The sequence below is a fragment of the Lacinutrix algicola genome (assembly GCF_001418085.1).
Classification (GTDB): domain Bacteria; phylum Bacteroidota; class Bacteroidia; order Flavobacteriales; family Flavobacteriaceae; genus Lacinutrix; species Lacinutrix algicola.
Map to the genome: position 1 here is coordinate 151362 of NZ_LIQH01000036.1, position 20016 is coordinate 171377.

A 20016-nucleotide genomic window follows, 5' to 3' on the forward strand; every position below is an offset into this window, starting at 1 on the left:
TTTTTTATTTTTAATACTTCTGTTTCCACATAAGTTTTACATTTTCATTAACCACTCTTTTACATCAACTTCTTTTTTTATGATGTCCTTAAGCTCTGAAATAGCAACGCGCCTTTGATCCATTGTATCTCTATGACGAATAGTAACTGTTTTATCTTCTAACGTTTGGTGATCTACTGTAATACAAAATGGTGTACCATTTGCATCTTGACGACGGTAACGTTTACCAACGGCATCTTTCTCATCGTAAAACACGTTAAAATCCCATTTTAAATCTTCAATAATTTCTTTTGCTACTTCTGGTAAGCCATCCTTTTTTACTAAAGGAAAAACGGCTGCTTTTACAGGAGCTAAAACTGCTGGTAATTTTAAAACGGTTCTTGTTGTATTGTTTTCTAATTCCTCTTCCATTAAAGCATTAGAAAATACTGCTAAAAACATACGATCTAAACCAATAGAAGTTTCTAAAACATACGGTGTGTAGCTTTTATTTTCTTCGTGGTCGAAATACTGTAGTTTCTTACCAGAGAACTCTTCGTGTTGTTTTAAATCGAAATCTGTACGAGAATGTATTCCTTCTAATTCTTTAAATCCGAAAGGGAATTTAAATTCTATATCTGTTGCAGCATCTGCATAATGTGCTAATTTTTCATGGTCATGAAAACGGTAATTATCTTGTCCCATTCCTAAAGAAAGGTGCCATTTCATTCTCGTTTCTTTCCAGTGCTCGAACCATTTTTTCTGTGTTCCTGGTTTGATGAAGAATTGCATTTCCATTTGTTCAAACTCACGCATTCTAAAAATAAACTGTCTTGCAACAATTTCGTTTCTAAATGCTTTACCTGTTTGCGCAATACCAAAAGGAATTTTCATTCGTCCTGTTTTTTGAACATTCAAGAAGTTTACAAAAATACCTTGAGCTGTTTCTGGACGTAAATATAAATCCATTGCTGTTTCTGCAGAAGCTCCAAGCTTGGTTCCAAACATAAGGTTAAACTGCTTAACGTCCGTCCAGTTTCTACTTCCACTTAATGGACAAGCTATTTCTAACTCTTCAATTAATGCTTTAACATCTGCTAGATCTTCAGCTTCAAGAGATTTACCTAAACGTGATAGGATACTATCAATTTTTTCTTGATACCCTAAAACACGAGGATTAGTGGCTATAAATTCATCTTTATTAAAAGCATCTCCAAAACGTTTGGCTGCTTTTTTAACTTCTTTATGAATTTTCGCTTCAATTTTAAGGCAATAATCTTCAACTAAAACATCTGCACGATATCTTTTTTTAGAATCTTTATTGTCTATTAACGGATCGCTAAAAGCATCTACGTGCCCAGAAGCTTTCCAAGTGGTAGGGTGCATAAAAATTGAGGCATCGATACCTACAATATTATCATGCATTTGCACCATGGCTTTCCACCAATAGTCGCGAATGTTTTTCTTTAATTCTACTCCATTTTGTGCGTAATCGTAAACTGCACTAAGTCCATCGTAGATTTCACTACTTTGGAATACGTAACCGTACTCTTTTGCGTGAGAGATTACTTTTTTAAATTGATCGTCTTGATTTGCCATAGCTACAAAAATATAAAACCGTTCCAAATTTGGAACGGTTTATTTAATAATATTAATGGATAATTTTTATTTTAACTCAATAGTCGTTCTTCCTAATTTATTTCCTTGATGAAATATACTAATAAAATACGTTCCTTTTACTAGCGTTTCTGTTCCTTTTTCTATTAAAGCACAAACCTCTAAATCTTTATTATTATACGCTACTGTTTCTACATCAGAATAAATTAAAGAGGTATTACCAAAGTTAACTGTCCCCTTATCTGCAATAACATTCATTTTAGAATCTAACACTTGTATATATAATGACTTGTCTCCTTTAGCCAATAATTCATTTTTTAGCAATGTAAAGCACACTTGAAATTGATTTGTCTTAATTGCTTTTTTAGTATCTATTACCTTATTAGAAGACGAAACTCTTTTAACACCTTCTGCAACGATATTGATAATTTTAAACTGCTTTGCGATTTCTAAATCTTCTTTTAAATTTATATTTCTTTTTGAAAGCGTTTTATTTTTAGTCTGCAACGTATTCGCGACTCCTTTTGTCTCGTCTAAATTAGCTACAATACTATCTGTTACTAATTTAAGCTCGGCATTTTCCGACTCTAAAGAATCAACCATTGATAGTAATAGTAGATTCTCTTTTTTTAGCACTTTAATCTGTGCCTTATACTTAGAAATTTCACTAAAATTAAGGTCTGTTTGCTTAACAGAATCTAAAATTTTTATGATTTTATATTTTGTTTCCTCTAACTGTTTTCCTATCGATTCATTACTTACATCTATAGCATTGTAACTTGAAATCATTTCGGATAATTCACTTTGAACAAGATGTTTTTCTTGCTCAAGAAAAGCATTACTTTCTTTAGCGTTATAATAACTTGTATAGCCCAAAGCACCTATAACAATTAGTGCAACTGCTAAAGAACCTATAATTATTTTATTGTTAAATATTTGAGGGTTTATTATCATTTTATTCTACTAAATAGCAAGCGAATTTTTAGCGATGTAGATTCTTAAAATAGTTTTGTTTTAATATTTTAAGAGTATTGATTAATGGTTAAACAATTTTTAAAACTTAGGTTTGGTTGCACAATTATAGCTATTATTATTATTGATTATTAAATTGTTAGCGTATTTTCGATGAAATACAAAATTATTTCTTCTACAACATGTTTAGAGCTCTTATAAACCTATTTTTCCCTAAAGTATGCTTAACGTGTCAGCTACAATTAGTTGACAACGAAGAGCACTTATGTACAGATTGCAGACACTCTTTACCACTTACCAATTTTCATTTAACTCAAGATAATTTTATTGCAAAACTATTTTATGGAAGAGCTAAAATTGAAACAGGTACAGCTTTACTAAGGTTTGAAAAAAAAGGAATAACACAAAAACTTATACATCAATTAAAATACAAAGAGCAACAGCAAGTAGGTACCTTTTTAGGTTTATGGTTAGGCACAGAACTTGGTAAATGTGAAGATTATGCTAACATAGACATTGTTATTCCTGTGCCATTACATAAAAAGAAATTAAGAAGTAGAGGTTACAACCAAGTTACTAAGTTTGGAGAAGAAATAGCAATAGCTTTACAAGCTGATTATCTGGATAATGTATTACTTAAAGTTACTAATACTAAATCTCAAGTTACTAAAAACAGGTTCTCGCGGTGGACAGGTAAAAACGATACTTTTGCATTAGCCAACACTCAAAAAATAGCTGGAAAACATATTCTATTAGTAGACGACATTATTACTACAGGAGCCACTTTAGAAGCCTGTATGCTAGAACTAAATAAGGTAGAAAATTTAAAAATTAGCATTGCCACAATGGCAATTGCTTAACATTATTTATTTAAAATAGTTAAATTCTTTATAAATACACGCTTTAAAAAAGCGACTATTTATGTTACTTTATAAATATGTTGTTATTTTGCAAACAATTACAATAACTATGCAAAACAGATTTTACAATATTTTATTTTTTATTACAATTGCATTAATAATTGCTAGTTGTGCCAATAGAGGTACACCAAGTGGTGGAGAAGTAGATGTTGCTCCTCCGGTTATTGTAAAATCTGTGCCAGAAAATTATACTACCAATTTTAATGCTAAAGAAATTAGAATCTATTTTAATGAGTATATAAAAACAAAAAACTTATCTAAGCAGCTCGTTATTTCACCACCAATGCAAACACAGCCAGACATTACTCCTCTTGGTTCTGCAAGTAAATATATTACTATTAAAATTTTCGATACACTACAGCCAAATACTACTTATGCTTTTAATTTTGGGAATAGTATTGTAGATAATAACGAAGAAAACCCATTTAAATATTACAGATATGTTTTTTCAACTGGATCGTATATAGATTCTCTTTCTGTTAAAGGCGTTATTAAAGATGCATTAGTTTCTGAAGTAGATGATTTTGTTTCGGTTGCTTTATATGAAATGGATTCTACATATTCTGATTCATTAATATATAAAAGAGAACCAAATTATATCACCAATACATTAGATAGTACTACTAATTTTAAAATTGAAAACGTAAAGGCTGGTAAATATATGCTTCGTGCTTTAAAAGATAAAAATGGTGATAACAAGTTTCAACAAAAAACTGAAAAAATAGCGTTTTACGAAACACCAATTACGCTACCACAAGATACCTCTAAAACTTTTGAACTTGAATTATTTGCTGAAACACCTAGTTATAGAGCTGCTAAGCCCAGTTTAGTTGCTGGTGAAAAAATAATTTTTGGATACGAAGGCGATTATAAAAATACTAAAATAGAATTACTGTCTAAAGTTACCGATAGCTTTAAAGGACGTTATTATAAAGATGAAAAAACCGATTCGCTTTTATACTACTACAACCCAAAATTAAAGGTTGATTCTTTAATATTTAAAATAACCAATCGTAAGGTTATAGACACGTTTACAGTAAGAATAAAAGATAAAGAACGTGACTCTTTAATAGTAAGCTCTAGCCCTAAAGGAGCTATAGGCATTGAAAAAGACTTTTTTATAACATCTAATATTCCTTTTGAAAGCATTGATGAAACAAAAATTGCAATTCGTGACAAAGATTCTGCTTTAGTAGATTTTAAAACAGAATATGATAGCTTAAAAAACAGTTATGTACTTAAGTTTAACAAAACGGTAGATAACCAATATAAAATACAAGTTCTTCCAAATGCTTTAATCGATTTGTTTAACAACACAAACGACACACTTAGTTACAATGTTAAAACACTAACGAAATACAAGTACTTTGGTGCTAGAATAACAGTTCTTAATGCAAAATACCCTATAATTGTGCAGCTTACGGATTCTAAATTCGAGGTTATTGCAGAACAATACATTGATAAAGCACAACCAGTAGATTTTAATTTCCTGGAACCTCAAAAATTCTTTTTACGAGTTATTTACGATACTAATAAAAACGGTAAATACGACACAGGTGATTACTTAAAAGGGATACAGCCAGAACGTGTAAGTTATCAGCTAGAAGTTATTGAGGGCACAGCTGGTTTTGATGAAGTTATAACATTTACACTGTTAGATTAAAAGCATCCTTATCGTTTAAGAAGCCTAAATGCCTTCGATTTTTTTCGATGTGAGATTTATTTAATGTTACAATTTCTGTAATTTCTTTTCCGTTATTATCGTTGGTGAGTTTTTCACCTAAAACATCGTAAACTGCCGAATGTCCCGGATATTGAAAACTATTACCATCAAGCCCTACTCTATTTACACCAATACAATAAGTCATATTCTCTATTGCTCGTGCTTTTAACAAAGCATCCCAAGCTGCAATTCTTTGTTTTGGCCAATTAGCAACATAAAGCAATACATCGTAATTTTCAGTATTCCTAGCCCAAACAGGAAAACGAAGATCATAACATACTTGTGGACAAATACTCCAGCCTTTATACTCTATAATCACTTTTTTGGTTCCCGAAGTAAAGACTTTATCTTCACCGGCAAGGGAGAAACTATGCCTTTTATCATATTGTATTATTTCACCATTTGGTTTAACAAAAAGAAGTCTATTATAATATTTGGCGTTTTCTAAAACAGCAATACTACCAACAATAGCAACTTGCTTTTGCTTAGCTAAATCTTGCATCCAAGCAACAGTTTCACCTTGCATGGTTTCGGCAATAGCTTCAGCATCCATGTTAAAACCAGAAGTGAACATTTCTGGCAAAACAATAAGATCTACCACTTCAACTATTGCTTCTATTTTAGCTTGAAAGTTAATGCGGTTTTGTACCGCATTCTCCCAAACTAAATTAGATTGTATAATTGCTATGTTTAATGCATCAGCCATATTAAAGTTTCTCTAAACGTTTTTCTGCTTTAGTGATATTACTTCTTAATTTTTCGAATTTCTTCTCCCATTTTTCATGATCGTCTGGAGAAAGTTTCCCTTTTCTTTTAAGCTTTTCGAATTTTTTATTTTGAGACTCGTACTTGTCTTTTGCTTTGCTTAAACTCTTCTCGGCAGATTTCACCTTGTTTTCGGCTTTTTCCTTCTTTTTTAATTCTTTTGTAATCGCTTTACGTTCCTTTTCGGCTTTTTTAAGCGCTTTCTCAGTTTTCTCTTTATCTTTCTTAACCTTCTTTTCAGCGTCTTTTATTTTCTTTTCTTCTTTGTCTTTTGTTTTTTCAGCATCTTTTAATTCTTTCGCTACTCTTTTTTCTTCATCCTTAATTTTCTTAAGCTCACCTTCCTTTAACTCAATAGCATCCGAAACTTGCTTTGCTTGTTCAAAAATGGCTGCTTTTTCTTCTTCAGTAAAAGAAGTAGAAACATCCTCTCCATCTAAAAGAATTTTACTCTTTTTAACTTGGTATGTCTTACCATTACTTAAAACTTCTTGTGCACTAATAGTAAAGCTTAATCCTAAAAAGAAAGCTAGTAAAATTACTTTTTTCATTATTTATATATTTTAAAATTTTTAATTAAAATTGAATAATCAAATATATTGCCAAATAATAATATTGCTATATATTATTAATAATTTCTGCTGCTTTTTTTAATGTATCGTCTGTTTTAGCAAAGCAAAAACGCAATACTTTATCATCCTTATTATTATCGTTAAAAACTGATAATGGTATTGCAGCTAAACCGTGATTAATTGTTAATCGTTTTGCAAAATCGACATCGTTTTCTTTGGTGATTTCAGAAAAATCTAACACTTGAAAATACGTTCCTTTTGCTGGAATATATTTAAAACGAGAGTCTTTAATTAGACTTAAAAACAAGTCTCTTTTAGTTTGATAGAATTCTGAAAGTCCCAAATAGTTATTCGGTTCTTTTAAATAGTCTGCTAATGCTTTTTGAGTTGGATGATTTACACTGAACACATTAAACTGATGCACTTTTTTAAACTCATCCATTAATTCTTTTGGAGCACAACAATAACCAACTTTCCAACCTGTATTGTGAAACGTCTTACCAAAAGAGGCTGTTATAAAACTTCTCGATTTTAAACCCGGAAACTTACAAGCGCTTTCATGCTCGAGACCATCATAAATAATATGCTCGTAAACTTCATCACTCAAAACAATGCAATTGGTGTTTTCTGTTAGTTTTTGAAGTGCTAACATATCGGCTTTAGTAAAAACACTTCCACTTGGGTTTTGTGGTGTATTTATAATAATCATTTTAGTTTTTGAAGAAAAATGAGTCGATACTTCTTCCCAATTCACTTTATAATGTGGCGCATTTAATTGAATAGAAATGGTTTTTCCGCCATTAATTTCTATTGCAGGTTCGTAACAATCGTAAGCTGGACGAAAAATTATTACTTCATCGTTAGGTCTTATAAAAGTAGAAATTATAGTATAAATAGCCTGCGTTGCTCCGGCAGTTACCGTTATTTCGGTTTCAGGATTATAAGTCGAATTGTACAACAACTCCATTTTCTTTGCAATGGCTTCGCGTAATTCCATATTTCCAGGCATTGGTGCATACTGATTGAAACCAGAATTCATGGCTTGCGAGACTAAATCTATTAGTTTTGAATCACTTTTAAAATTAGGAAATCCTTGAGACATATTAATAGCATTATGCTCATTCGCCAAAGCACTCATTACTGAAAATATAGTTGTCCCAACATTAGGGAGCTTAGATAGATGTTTCATACCCTAAATATAACTAGAAATTCGATGAATTTTAACAAATTTTAGTTCTCGATTTTTTATATTTGAGGCTATTCAAAAAAACAAATCGACTATGAAATTTTTAAAATTCATTTTACTATTAATTACAGTTAACGTTTCGGCGCAGCAAGGCGGAATGTGGATTCCTTCACTTTTAGAAGGCATGAACGAAGACGAAATGACAAATCTTGGTAGTAAACTAACAGCCAAAGATATTTACGATGTTAATAATTCTAGCTTAAAAGATGCAATTGGCCACTTTAATGGAGGTTGTACTAGTGAAATTATTAGTGATCAAGGATTAATTTTAACCAATCACCATTGTGGTTTTGGTCAAATACAATCGCACTCATCTTTAGAAAACGATTATTTAAAAGATGGTTTTTGGGCAATGAATCTTGAAGACGAATTACCAAACGAAGGTTTATACATAGAGTTTATAGTTAGCATTCAAGATGTAACGTCTAAAGTTCTATCTGGCGTAACTGAAGCTATGACAGAAAAAGAGAAGCAATCTCAAATTAGCAAAAACAGTAACGCAGCAGAAAGCGCAACTACTAAAGAGGATTGGCAAGACACTAAAGTAAAATCTTTTTACAATGGTAACCAGTACTTTCTATTTGTAACAGAACGTTTTGAAGATATTCGTTTAGTTGGTGCACCACCAACAAGCATTGGGAAATTTGGTAGTGATACAGACAATTGGGTGTTCCCAAGACATACTGGCGATTTTTCTATGTTTAGAATTTATGCAGATGCTAATAATAAACCAGCAAAATATAGTAAAGACAACAAACCATACAAGCCAAAACACTTTTTACCAATCTCTTTAGATGGTATTGAAGAAGGTGATTTTACACTTGTTTTTGGTTTTCCTGGACGTACAAACGAGTATTTACCAGCAGTAGCTATCGAGCATATTACAAAAGATTTTAACCCAAGTAATATTGCTATTCGTGAAGCAGCTTTAAAAGTAATTGACAATGCAATGAAATCTAGTGATGATGTACGTATTAAATACGCATCTAAGCAAGCAAGAATTGCAAATGCATGGAAAAAATGGATTGGCGAGAATTTAGGAATTGAGAAAAGTAATGCAGTAGCAGAACGTCGCAAATTTGAAGCTGAATTTACCACTGCTTTAACAACAAAAGATTTAGTTAACAAATACGGAAGCATTTTACCAGAATTTGAAAACCTTTATAAGGATTTTGCTGATGTAAATATTAAACGTAGAAACTTTATTGAAGTGTTTATTGTTACTAACGAGTTAATGCAAATGACGTTTAGAGCTTACCAAATGGAAGCTGCCATAACGAGCAATCCAGATATTTTTGAGCGTGCTAAAACAGGAACGGTTGATATTTTAAAAGGTATTCATAAAAATTACGATGTTACTGTAGACAAAGGTGTTTACAAGGCTGTTATGCCAATGTATACTTCTAATGTAGATGCTTCAATTTACGATAAAACAGCTTTTACAAATTTAGAATCTACTTTAGCTTTATTTAAAGGTGACCAAAAAAGCATATTAAAAAAGCTAAATAAAGATGCAGCTTACAAATATGCTAAGCCAATTATTGAAGATTATTACAAAAATATTGATCCTCAATTTCAAGAAAAAAATGAGGTCATAACAGCATTACAAACTAAGTACATGACTGCCTTAATGGTGGCTTTACCAGATGCACGTTATTTTCCAGATGCTAACAGTACATTGCGTGTTACTTACGGTCAAGTACGTGGTTATGCTCCAAGAGATGCCGTTTACTACGAGCCTGTAAGTTACCTTGATGGTGTTATTGAGAAGTTTGTACCTGGCGATTACGAATTTGATGTACCAAAAAAATTACGCGATTTACACGCAGCTAAAGATTACGGACAATATGCAGATAAAAACGGAAAAGTACCTGTTTGCTTTTTAGGAACAAACCATACTACAGGTGGAAACTCTGGAAGTCCTGCTATTGATGCACACGGAAATCTTGTTGGTTTAAACTTTGATAGAGTTTGGGAAGGCACAATGAGTGATATGAACTACGATCCTGAAATTTGTAGAAACATAATGGTAGACGCACGTTACGTGCTATTTATTGTAGATAAATTTGCAGGTGCAACTCGTTTGATTGATGAGATGAAATTAGTACATCCTAAGAAGAAGTAAACTCTTTTTAAATAAATTAAAAAACTTCGTAAGTACTATTCTTACGAAGTTTTTTGTTTTTAAATATGATTACAAGCTATAAAAAGTACGATTTAAACTTAAGTAATCTTTAATCGTTTTAGCAACTCTTGCTTAAAGCTTCTTCCTATTGGTAATTTGTTACTACCAATATAAATAATGTTACCAGCTATTTTATCCACACAGTTACTGTTTATAATAAAGGATTTATGAATTTGAATAAAATTGGTTTCTGGTAGTTTTTCAACCCAACTTTTAAGTGAATCTATATAAGATAACTTTTGTGTTCTTGTAACTATTGTAATATAATTTCTATCGCTTTCTAAAAACAAAATATCATCTACAATAACTTTATGATGTGTCTTATCTACGTTTAAAAATAAGATTTCACTATTGGTTTCTTCGGAAGTGTTTTGTGATTTGTCACTAAATTTTTCGGTTTTATTAATAGCTTTTAAAAACCGATCAAACGAAAATGGCTTCACTAAGTAATCTACAATTGTTTCTAAAGAGAAACTCTCTGCAGCATAATCAGGATATGCAGTCGTCATTATTATAGCAGGCGGATTTTTTATGGTTTTAATAAAATCTATTCCTGAAATATCAGGCAAATTAACATCTAAAAAAACAAAATCTACTGTTTCATTTTTTAAAAACGAACGTGCTTCGGTAGCCGACTGAAAAGCGCCTTTTAATTCCACATTTGGCAGCTTCCTTAAAAAGTTTTTTAGGATGTTTTGAGCCGGAATTTCATCTTCTATTATTATACAGGTCATTGTTTATTATTTTAAATCCTCTATTTGTCATTCCTGCGAAGGCAGGAATCCATTTGTAATTATATCTCTTTATCTTGTGGATTCCTGCCTTCGCAGGAATGACAGAAAAGTTATTTCAAATTTAATTTTAGAGTCACAACAAACTGTTCGGCTTTTTTAATATCGAAACTATAAGTGTCTTTATAAATTAATTGCAATCGTTTTTCTAAATTCTGTAAGCCTATTTTAAAATCTGTTGAACTTACTTTTTGTTTATTGTAATCGTTACTACACACACATTCTAAAACACCATTCTCTTCAATAATACTAATAGAAATATCGCTATTTAATGTACTATGTTTAAAGGCATTTTCTATTATCGTAATTAATAATAAAGGTGCAATTTTCACACTATTAGAATGGGCTTCCGTTTTATAAAAAATCTGTTTTACACCTTCTGTTCTAATGCGTTGAAACTTGATATAATTATCTATAAACTGAAGTTCTTTTTCTAGTGAAATAGTTTTAGCATTACTTTCGTATAACACATGTTTTAAATTATCTGAAAGCATTAAAATAAGCTCTGGTGTTTCTGCTGGTTTTTCTATTGAATACGAGTAAATAGTATTCAAATTATTAAACAACACATGCGGATTTATTTGCGACTTCAAGAATTTTAACTCCATCTCTGCATGCTCTTTTTTCACATGCTCCACTTCGGCTTGCTTATCAATAAAACGATACAAGACCCAAACAAAAGAGAAAAATATTAATGGAACCAAGGTTTGCCATAGGTAATCACTAAGGCATTTCATTATCGAACAACCACATTGTGCAAATACATTACAATACAATTGTGTTGCAAAAAAGAAATTATAGCGAATACAAACACATAAGGTATGTACCATTTTTTCTTAACAATAAAAGGCAACAACACGAAGTTATTAGCATAAACAATAACAACAAGTATTGATAAATACTGTAAAAACGGATTCTCTTTCCAGTAATACTTAGAAAAAATGGATAACGACACAAACACAAAAAGCATCCAAAATAGGATGTGTACCAATAGTTGCGAGCCGTGTTTTTTAAAGAAGAATTGTTTCACAATTGAAATGTACTTAGAATTGGCTTAACCGTCAAAAAAGGGAGTATAAAAACCACATTTAATGATGCAAACAGCATCTTTAAGAACTCTTTCTAAACAATCTCCATCTTCTTCAACAGAAAACTAGCATTCATATTCTGACAAATTCCTTTTTTAAAGGTATAATCGAAATACAACTCATCGTCAATAATCTGCGCATCGAAATAATGGTTTTTAACCTCTTCTAATTCTTTTTCAATTTCGCAAAGACTTAAATCGTGCGTAGCAATTATCCCTGTAGCGTTACTTGCTACTAACTTCTCCACAAATTTGCGAGACCCTATTGCTTTATCTGTACTGTTAGTACCTTTTAAAATTTCATCTAAAATAATAAAGTAACTATCCGTTTTAATAGCATCTACAATGTATTTTAAACGTGTTAATTCCGAAAAGAAATATGAACTATCATCTGTTAAAGAATCGCTTGTACGCATGCTTGTAATTAGTTTTACAGGAACATACTCACTAGATTTTGCGCAAACAGGCAATCCAATGTTAGCCATAACAATATGTAAAGAAACCGTTCTTAAAAACGTACTTTTTCCAGCCATATTAGCACCTGTGATAATAAAAAACTGTTCGGTTTCTATATTAAAATCGTTATCTACACGTTTCTCTGTTTTTAATAAAGGATGGCCTAATTCTATTACTGTTGTTTTTTTACCAGCTTCCAAAATTTTAGAATACACATACTCTTTATGATTAAAAGCGTAGTTTCCTAAACTGTTATAAGCATCGAAAAAGGTAACCACTTCAAACCAATCTTCCACTTTATCATGATACATTTCAATCCATTGCTCGATAGCAAAACTATTTTTTATATCTGTTAGAAAATAACCATTTCCAAAAATAGCAGAAATAAGATTGTTTCTATTATCTAAAGCATCCATTGTCTTAGACAAATCGGTTAAAATAGCTGATGCCTTTTTACCTTCTAATTGAATGTCGCTTTGTTTCTTTTGAAGTATTTCTGAAGTAAAATTTTCGTTTTCGATAGCATTTAAAAGCTGAGCATATTGTCTAAACGTATCACGAATTTTGTCTGTATTTGAAGCTAAATCGTTAATTTTTTTTAGATACTTGCCAGTAACCGCTAGCCCTATTAATAACCAATACCCAAAAAATTCTATAGAAATTATTTTTGTAATACCTAAAATAAGTAGCAATGCTGAAACACCAACAAATACTATAGGCAATCGCTTTAAAACTTTAGGCAAAAACGATTTGTGTTTGTGTAACCAAGAAACAATTTGGTCTGGTTTTGTTTCTACTTTTATCAAGTTTGCAGTAGCCTGAAATTGCTGTCTCCATTTTGGCTTTGCAGACAATTCTTTTATTGCCTCCTGCCTTTGTTCTATGTTTAAAATATTGTTAGCCTTAAGCACATTTGATAAAGCTAAAGCTCCGATTTTTGTTGCTGTTCTGTTTATAAATTGAAAGAAAGAACCACGACCAAACAAATCGATATCTAAAGCATAATTATGAAGCGGATCTTGAAATTCTAAGCCTTCATTTCTATCAAAAAAGTCACCAGAACCAATTTTCAGTTCTTCTTCATTTATAGCAAGTAATGCTTTTTTTAAAGCATATTCAGACTTTAAAGCAGTGTGTTTGGATAATAAAAACAGAAACACAAACACACCAATTAAACCACATCCTAAAGCTATTTGCCAATTACTAAACGTAAAATAAACAACTACAATTGTAGCTATAAAAGCTAATAGTCTAGCAGTACTTAAAACTGTAAGTTGCTTATGTAATTTTGAAACCTCTGCCTTATAAGTTTCGAGTTGTTGTTGATAATATTGAGTTGAATCTTGCATTTTTTTATAATTCTATAGCATCAAATTTTGTAAAAACTTGAATAATTGTTTCTACTGCGTCCTGGTAAAATTGGTTATCAATTCTTTCAAAATCATCAGTTGGTTTGTGGTAATCTTCATGATCCGCAACTCCAAAATAGATAAAAGGAATATCTGCTTTATGAAACGCAGCGTGATCACTAGAATTAGTCCAGTTATCTCCATCACCCAATCCTTCGTGACCAATTAGTAAATCTACTTTACCTAAATCCTTAAAGTTTTCTATTGTTGGTTTTAAATGTGGATAATATCTTGAGCCCACTGCGAAGAGTTCGTTTCTATCGCTTCGGCTAATCATATCCATATTTAAGTTTAAAACTATATTTCTTTGCTGAATAACGTTATCGTTCACAAAATGATAAGCGCCTTTTAAACCTAATTCTTCACCATCGAAAGCAGCTAAAATAACATTATGCTTTGGTGGGTTTTTCTGGAAGTATTCCGCGAAAGCGACTAATGCACTTATACCTGAAGCATCATCGTCTGCACCATTATATATCTTTCCGCCTTTTACTCCTTCGTGATCGTAATGTGCCGATAAAACTATATACTTATTTGTATGTTCTGTACCTTCAATTAATCCTAAAATATTTTCAGCGTCATATTTACCAAAAGTAAATGGCTGACCAAAATCTAATCCTAAAGGTTTTACATCTTCTTTTTTGAAAGCTTTAATAATATAATCTTTAGCTTTTTTTGCACCTTCAGTTCCCGTTCTTCTTCCTTCAAAAGCATCAGAAGATAACGTTTTAATGTTTTTAAGTAAGGTTTTAGTTGAATATGAATAATTCGCTATTGGAGTTATATTCTGAACCTTTTTTGGTGTCTCTGCTGTTTGTGTTTTACAACTTACAAGCGAGATACCTAATGCTAATATATATAGTGGATATGTTCTTTTCATAGTAAAAATAATTATAGGTAAAGCTAACAAAAAAACCCAAGCGATTGGCTTGGGTTTTTAATTATTTAAGACTCTTCGCTAATGCGATGAGTAACATTCCTGTCCTTATTATCCTTTTAAGCTAGCTGCTAAATACTCACGGTTCATACGTGCAATATTCTCTAAAGAAATTCCTTTAGGGCATTCAACTTCACAAGCTCCAGTGTTAGTACAGTTACCAAAACCTTCGTCGTCCATTTGCTTAACCATGTTTAATACACGATCTGTAGCTTCAATTTTACCTTGTGGTAATAATGCAAACTGAGATACTTTTGCTCCAACAAATAACATTGCCGATGAGTTTTTACAAGACGCTACACAAGCACCACAACCAATACAAGTTGCTGCTGAAAAAGCATCGTCTGCATCTTCTTTGTTAATTGGAGTTGCATTAGCATCGATAGTATTTCCTGATGTATTTACAGAAATAAATCCTCCTGCATGTTGAATACGATCGAAAGAACTTCTATCTACAATTAAATCTTTTACTACTGGAAATGCAGTTGCTCTAAAGGGTTCGATAGTAATAGTATCTCCATCTTTAAACATACGCATGTGTAACTGACATGTTGTTACACCACGATCTGGTCCATGAGCTTCTCCATTAATATATAAAGAACACATTCCGCAAATTCCTTCACGACAATCGTGATCGAAAGCTACTGGCTCTTCATCGTTATTAATTAATTGTTCGTTTAAAACATCTAACATTTCAAGGAAAGACATATCTGGAGAAATATCGCTGACTTTATAATCAACCATACTTCCTTTATCACTAGCGTTTTTTTGACGCCAAATTTTTAACGTTAAATTCATATCCATAGCTTTCCTTATTTGTATGATCTTTGTTTTAATTCAATATCCTTGAACTCTAATTCTTCCTTGTGTAACACAGCGTCGCTAGGTTCTCCTTTATATTCCCAAGCAGAAACATATGCGAAATCTTCATCGTTACGTTTTGCTTCTCCTTTTTGCTCACCATCTAACTCTACTGCATCCTCTCTAAAGTGTCCTCCACAAGATTCTTCTCTGTTTAAAGCATCTTTAGCGAATAATTCTCCTAATTCTAAGAAATCTGCAACACGACCAGCTTTCGCTAATTCTTCGTTGTATTCTTCGTTAGTTCCAGGCACTTTTACTTCTTTCCAAAATTCTTCTCTTAACGCTTTAATTTCAGCAATAGCTTCCGTTAAACCTTTTACATTTCTAGACATCCCTACTTTGTTCCACATGATTTTCCCTAATTTCTTATGGAAATAATCTACAGAGTGAGATCCTTTATTCGTTACAAAGAATTCTAATTGTTTTCTAACATCGTTTTCAGCTTCTTCAAATTCTTTCGAATCTGTAGAAATTGGTCCTGTTCTAATATCGTGAGATAAATAATCACCAATAGTATATGGTAATACAAAATAACCATCTGCTAAACCTTGCATTAATGCCGAAGCACCAAGTCTGTTTGCACCATGATCAGAGAAGTTTGCCTCTCCAATACAGTATAAACCAGGAACAGTTGTCATTAAGTTATAATCAACCCAAACACCACCCATTGTGTAGTGTACTGCTGGATAAATCATCATTGGTGTGTTGTATGGATCTTGATCTACGATCTTCTCATACATTTGGAATAAGTTTCCGTATTTATTTTTGATTACTTCTTGTCCTAATTTTTTAACAAGAGCAGCATCATTTTCGTCTAAACCTTTAACGTGAGCCGTTTCCTTACCGTAACGTTGAATTGCCGAAGCAAAATCTAAGAATACAGCTTCTCCTGTTGCATTAACTCCAAAACCAGCATCACAACGTTCTTTTGCTGCACGAGAGGCAACATCACGAGGTACTAAGTTTCCAAATGCAGGATAGCGACGCTCTAAGTAATAATCTCTATCGTCTTCAGCTAATTCTCTAGGCTTTAATGCACCAGATTTAATAGCCTCAACATCTTTCATGTGTTTTGGTACCCAAATACGTCCATCATTTCTTAAAGACTCAGACATCAATGTTAATTTAGACTGATGATCTCCAGAAACAGGAATACATGTTGGGTGAATTTGTGTGTAACAAGGGTTTGCAAAATAAGCACCTTTTTTATGCGCTTTCCAACCTGCTGTTACATTAGATCCCATCGCGTTAGTCGATAAGAAAAATACGTTACCATAACCACCAGTTCCAAGAACTACAGCGTGAGCCGAGTGACGTTCTACTTCTCCAGTAATTAAGTTACGTGTTATAATGCCTCGAGCTTTTCCATCAACCTTAACAACGTCTAACATTTCGTGACGGTTGTACATTTTGATTTTTCCACGACCGATTTGACGGTTCATAGCAGAATAAGCTCCTAATAATAATTGTTGTCCTGTTTGTCCTGCTGCGTAAAAAGTACGAGATACTAATACTCCACCAAACGAACGGTTATCTAATAATCCACCATATTCTCTTGCAAAAGGAACACCTTGAGCAACACATTGATCGATAATATTCGCAGACACCTCAGCTAAACGATATACATTAGCTTCACGAGAACGGTAATCTCCACCTTTTACAGTATCGTAAAATAATCTGTAAGTAGAATCACCATCTCCTTGGTAATTTTTTGCTGCGTTTATTCCTCCTTGCGCTGCAATAGAGTGTGCACGTCTTGGAGAATCTTGAAAGCAAAAAGCTTTTACGTTATATCCAAGCTCTGCTAAAGTAGCAGCAGCCGATCCACCAGCTAATCCTGTACCAACAACAATAACATCTATGTTACGTTTGTTTGCAGGGTTTACTAAGTCGATATGATTTTTATAATCTGTCCATTTATCTTTAATTGGACCTTGAGGTACTTTTGAATCTAAACTCATAGTAACTATATTTTTTAGTGGTTTAAAAAGTGAAAAACAGCAATAAAGATGAATCCTAATGGAATCCCAATTGCATAAATTTTACTAAATCTTTTTAACCCTTTTGTGTATTTGTTATTTGCTCCAACAGACTGAAAAGCCGAATCGAAACCGTGTAGTAAGTGTAATGCTAAGAATACAAATGCAACTACATAAAGTACAACTCTCCATAAATCTACAAATTTATGTTGTAGCTCTTCGTAGTATCTAAACCCACTCTCTGCGTTGTTTGGATCTATAAGACCAGACATATCACCAACAATAAACTTTGTGTTTATTTCTGGAAACCAGAAATCGTAAAAATGAAGACAAACAAATGCTAAAATTGCAGCACCACTCCAAATCATGTTTCTACTCATCCAAGAAGAATTTGCTCCTCCATTGTTTTTTGCATAACTAATTCGTCTTGCCTTGTTGTTTTTAATTTCTAAAACAAATCCCATTACAAAATGAAAAACAACACCGAAAATTAATACCGGTTGCAATACATATTGTACTAACGGAAAAGTTCCCATAAAATGAGAAACATCGTTAAAAGTCTCAGGACTAAATACCGAAAGTATGTTTATTGAAAAATGTTGAAGTAAAAAAAACATTAGAAAGAGTGCTGAAAGTGCCATCGCAAACTTTCTTCCTATTGAAGAATTTAAAATTCCGCTCATTATTTTTTATAGTTTGATTATAATATATACAAATATACTAAGCCATGCTTAGTCAAACAAGTTTTACTAGTTTTTAAAAATTTATTTAGAATGAGTTTACTTTAGATAATATCTAATCTATTTCTACAGGTATAAAATTAATCCAAAGCTGATTCCTATCTCTAAATCGATTAAAATTGCGCATCATAAAAGGTGCATTATAAGTTAGTTTATTATTAAAATAAAGCTTCCCATTTACATATACTTTTATTGCTTTATTTAAATCTACCATTTCTGGCGAAATATTAATATTTATCGATTTAATTCTTGAAGTTTCTAACCTAAATTCGTTATTACTATAACTTGCTTTTATTTTTCCTGATTGCCTTGGAAAATCGAATGCTTTCTCATTAACCTCAACTTCTACTAAGCTATCATTATCGGTAAGCTTAAACCATTTGTTAATATCAAAATTCAAGGTTTTTTGCCATTCTTTTTTAGGCTGAAGCGTATCTAATTTTGCATTTGCAATCCAATCTAAAGCTCCATAATTATTGTCATCAAACTCCCATTGAATATCTTTTGGAAAAGGATTCCTTTTTCTACTAACAAGATCTTTAAATAAAATATCGTAAGCTGGTTCAGAGGCTTCGAAAGCCGGAAACCAATGCGGAAAACCATTATAGCGATAATCTTTATAATCGACATTTAGAGATACCATTAACTTATTTAAACTGTCGTTTGCATTTGGCGGATAGTAATAATCTTGGTCTGTAGAAAAATTAATATAAGAACGTGATAACACATTTTCTATAAAAGTGCCACCTGTATACACTTTTGGATGTGTATTAAAACCATAAAAGCCTGCAAATTGAGTTGGCTGCTTTACCAAGTATGAAAAAGAACCGGTTGCTCCATTAGAATGCCCTGAAATGTGAATTCTATTATCGTCTATATTTAATGCCGTTTTAAGTTGATTTACCATTTCTGGAATCATAAAAAAACCATCATCTCCAACCATCCAATTAAAATTCTTATCACCTTTCGGAAAAACTAAAATAACATTATCAGCTTCTGCTCTTTTAGTATATCTAGCATTATCGTAAATTAAATTGAGTTTTGTTTCAAACTCTGAAAGCACATTACCTCTAACCGCTCCATGTAAATAAAACAATACAGCGTGTTTCTTTTCAGGATTATAATTCTTAGGCAAATGCACAAAATAAGAAGTACTTGTTGTATCGTTTATTTTAAATGAAATGGAATAATCCTGCTTTTGCTTAGGCAAATAATTGTTTGATGATTTGAGGTATTCATACAATTCGGGAGTTTCAAAACCACTTATCTCTGCACCTTTTTTAGCGCTAAAAAATTCAGCTTCATCCGTTTTTAATTTTTCAAAAAACAGCTTTTTATCCAGTATCGCTTTTTCTTTTAACGCTACCCATCGATCCTCTTGCATTAGGTTTTTATAATCACCTTCAGCATATTCACCTAAAATATAATCCCAACCAGGATAACCAAACATATCTTCTTCAAGCTCTGCTATTGGCTTTAGGTATTTAAAAGCTTTATCAAAGTCATTTATACCACTAGCAACAACACTCGCTTCGTAAACCGAATAGTCGTCTATGCTATCTGGATATTTAGCAAATGCTTTTTCGTAAAGCTGAAGTGCTTTTATATGTACCGTAGAATCTTTATCTAGAGACAACTCTTGAGCCGTTTCAATAATTGATGTGTAAGATTGTTGTTTAGCACAGCCAAACATCACGAAACAAAAAGCAAAACCAATAAACAATGTCTTCATAATAAATATATTTATTATTAAGGATAGATTTATTCCTCTATT

The 20016-nt window shown here is 32.0% G+C and carries 16 protein-coding genes; 3 read left to right on the forward strand and 13 right to left on the reverse strand.

The features are described 5' to 3' along the window. Window positions 1–36: 36 nt before the first annotated feature. Window positions 37–1578, reverse strand: coding sequence for a glycine--tRNA ligase (locus ASC41_RS09095; protein WP_055436326.1), 1542 nt, complete (start codon window positions 1576–1578; stop codon window positions 37–39). Window positions 1579–1644: 66 nt separating this feature from the next. Next, window positions 1645–2550, reverse strand: coding sequence for a hypothetical protein (locus ASC41_RS09100; RefSeq protein ID WP_055436327.1), 906 nt, complete (start codon window positions 2548–2550; stop codon window positions 1645–1647). Window positions 2551–2750: 200 nt separating this feature from the next. On the opposite strand from ASC41_RS09100, the gene ASC41_RS09105 reads away from it, so the two are divergent. Both ASC41_RS09105 and ASC41_RS09110 read left to right on the forward strand, forming a co-directional pair. Continuing rightward, the gene (locus tag ASC41_RS09105; RefSeq protein ID WP_055436328.1) at window positions 2751–3428 is read left to right on the forward strand and encodes a ComF family protein; all 678 of its coding nucleotides are present in this window, start codon (window positions 2751–2753) and stop codon (window positions 3426–3428) included. Between the two features lie 109 nt (window positions 3429–3537). Beyond that, window positions 3538–5151 carry an Ig-like domain-containing domain gene (locus ASC41_RS09110; protein WP_055436376.1) on the forward strand — a complete coding sequence of 538 codons (1614 nt, stop codon included), beginning with the start codon at window positions 3538–3540 and terminating at the stop codon, window positions 5149–5151. On the opposite strand, the gene ASC41_RS09115 is transcribed toward ASC41_RS09110, so the two are convergent. From ASC41_RS09115 to ASC41_RS09125, 3 genes are all read right to left on the reverse strand, one after another. Continuing rightward, window positions 5135–5917 carry an amidohydrolase gene (locus ASC41_RS09115; RefSeq protein WP_055436329.1) on the reverse strand — a complete coding sequence of 261 codons (783 nt, stop codon included), beginning with the start codon at window positions 5915–5917 and terminating at the stop codon, window positions 5135–5137. The genes ASC41_RS09110 and ASC41_RS09115 overlap by 17 nt on opposite strands. 1 nt (window position 5918) lies before the next feature. Next, window positions 5919–6527 carry a hypothetical protein gene (locus ASC41_RS09120; RefSeq protein ID WP_055436330.1) on the reverse strand — a complete coding sequence of 203 codons (609 nt, stop codon included), beginning with the start codon at window positions 6525–6527 and terminating at the stop codon, window positions 5919–5921. A 67-nt stretch (window positions 6528–6594) separates the two neighbouring features. Then, window positions 6595–7737: a methionine aminotransferase gene (locus ASC41_RS09125; RefSeq protein WP_055436331.1), complete on the reverse strand. Its 1143-nt coding sequence runs from the start codon at window positions 7735–7737 to the stop codon at window positions 6595–6597. A gap of 91 nt (window positions 7738–7828) precedes the next feature. Between ASC41_RS09125 and ASC41_RS09130 the strand changes: the two genes are divergently transcribed. Then, on the forward strand, window positions 7829–9919 hold the full coding sequence (locus tag ASC41_RS09130) for a S46 family peptidase (protein ID WP_055436332.1): 2091 nt from the start codon (window positions 7829–7831) through the stop codon (window positions 9917–9919). 98 nt (window positions 9920–10017) lie between these two features. Here the strand turns inward: ASC41_RS09130 and ASC41_RS09135 are convergent, their stop codons facing one another. The 8 genes from ASC41_RS09135 to ASC41_RS09170 form a co-directional block, all read right to left on the reverse strand. Beyond that, window positions 10018–10713 carry a LytR/AlgR family response regulator transcription factor gene (locus tag ASC41_RS09135; protein ID WP_055436333.1) on the reverse strand — a complete coding sequence of 232 codons (696 nt, stop codon included), beginning with the start codon at window positions 10711–10713 and terminating at the stop codon, window positions 10018–10020. 110 nt (window positions 10714–10823) lie between these two features. Then, a complete protein-coding gene (locus tag ASC41_RS09140; protein ID WP_241489645.1) occupies window positions 10824–11600 on the reverse strand; it encodes a sensor histidine kinase in 777 nt (258 codons plus the stop codon). Window positions 11601–11892: 292 nt separating this feature from the next. Further along, window positions 11893–13662, reverse strand: coding sequence for a MutS-related protein (locus ASC41_RS09145; protein WP_055436334.1), 1770 nt, complete (start codon window positions 13660–13662; stop codon window positions 11893–11895). A gap of 4 nt (window positions 13663–13666) precedes the next feature. Continuing rightward, window positions 13667–14602 (reverse strand): M28 family peptidase, encoded by a 936-nt coding sequence (locus ASC41_RS09150; RefSeq protein WP_083477176.1) that lies wholly within the window; start codon window positions 14600–14602, stop codon window positions 13667–13669. 108 nt (window positions 14603–14710) lie between these two features. Beyond that, complete coding sequence (locus ASC41_RS09155; RefSeq protein ID WP_055436378.1) at window positions 14711–15457, reverse strand: succinate dehydrogenase/fumarate reductase iron-sulfur subunit; 747 nt, start codon at window positions 15455–15457, stop codon at window positions 14711–14713. Window positions 15458–15471: 14 nt separating this feature from the next. Then, entirely contained in the window at window positions 15472–17484 is a 2013-nt protein-coding gene (locus ASC41_RS09160) for a fumarate reductase/succinate dehydrogenase flavoprotein subunit (protein ID WP_055436335.1), read from the reverse strand. 14 nt (window positions 17485–17498) lie between these two features. Continuing rightward, complete coding sequence (locus ASC41_RS09165) at window positions 17499–18185, reverse strand: succinate dehydrogenase cytochrome b subunit (protein ID WP_055436336.1); 687 nt, start codon at window positions 18183–18185, stop codon at window positions 17499–17501. A 112-nt stretch (window positions 18186–18297) separates the two neighbouring features. After that, window positions 18298–19974, reverse strand: a complete 1677-nt coding sequence (locus tag ASC41_RS09170) for an alpha/beta hydrolase-fold protein (RefSeq protein ID WP_055436337.1) — start codon at window positions 19972–19974, stop codon at window positions 18298–18300. Window positions 19975–20016: the final 42 nt, after the last annotated feature.

Excerpts from the sequence above, each read along its gene's own strand:
- ASC41_RS09095 (WP_055436326.1), bottom strand. The coding sequence starts at position 1,578 with ATGGCAAATCAAGACGATCAATTTAAAAAAGTAATCTCTCACGCAAAA.
- ASC41_RS09100 (WP_055436327.1), bottom strand. The coding sequence starts at position 2,550 with ATGATAATAAACCCTCAAATATTTAACAATAAAATAATTATAGGTTCT.
- ASC41_RS09105 (WP_055436328.1), top strand. The coding sequence starts at position 2,751 with ATGTTTAGAGCTCTTATAAACCTATTTTTCCCTAAAGTATGCTTAACG.
- ASC41_RS09110 (WP_055436376.1), top strand. The coding sequence starts at position 3,538 with ATGCAAAACAGATTTTACAATATTTTATTTTTTATTACAATTGCATTA.
- ASC41_RS09115 (WP_055436329.1), bottom strand. The coding sequence starts at position 5,917 with ATGGCTGATGCATTAAACATAGCAATTATACAATCTAATTTAGTTTGG.
- ASC41_RS09120 (WP_055436330.1), bottom strand. The coding sequence starts at position 6,527 with ATGAAAAAAGTAATTTTACTAGCTTTCTTTTTAGGATTAAGCTTTACT.
- ASC41_RS09125 (WP_055436331.1), bottom strand. The coding sequence starts at position 7,737 with ATGAAACATCTATCTAAGCTCCCTAATGTTGGGACAACTATATTTTCA.
- ASC41_RS09130 (WP_055436332.1), top strand. The coding sequence starts at position 7,829 with ATGAAATTTTTAAAATTCATTTTACTATTAATTACAGTTAACGTTTCG.
- ASC41_RS09135 (WP_055436333.1), bottom strand. The coding sequence starts at position 10,713 with ATGACCTGTATAATAATAGAAGATGAAATTCCGGCTCAAAACATCCTA.
- ASC41_RS09140 (WP_241489645.1), bottom strand. The coding sequence starts at position 11,600 with ATGGTACATACCTTATGTGTTTGTATTCGCTATAATTTCTTTTTTGCA.
- ASC41_RS09145 (WP_055436334.1), bottom strand. The coding sequence starts at position 13,662 with ATGCAAGATTCAACTCAATATTATCAACAACAACTCGAAACTTATAAG.
- ASC41_RS09150 (WP_083477176.1), bottom strand. The coding sequence starts at position 14,602 with ATGAAAAGAACATATCCACTATATATATTAGCATTAGGTATCTCGCTT.
- ASC41_RS09155 (WP_055436378.1), bottom strand. The coding sequence starts at position 15,457 with ATGAATTTAACGTTAAAAATTTGGCGTCAAAAAAACGCTAGTGATAAA.
- ASC41_RS09160 (WP_055436335.1), bottom strand. The coding sequence starts at position 17,484 with ATGAGTTTAGATTCAAAAGTACCTCAAGGTCCAATTAAAGATAAATGG.
- ASC41_RS09165 (WP_055436336.1), bottom strand. The coding sequence starts at position 18,185 with ATGAGCGGAATTTTAAATTCTTCAATAGGAAGAAAGTTTGCGATGGCA.
- ASC41_RS09170 (WP_055436337.1), bottom strand. The coding sequence starts at position 19,974 with ATGAAGACATTGTTTATTGGTTTTGCTTTTTGTTTCGTGATGTTTGGC.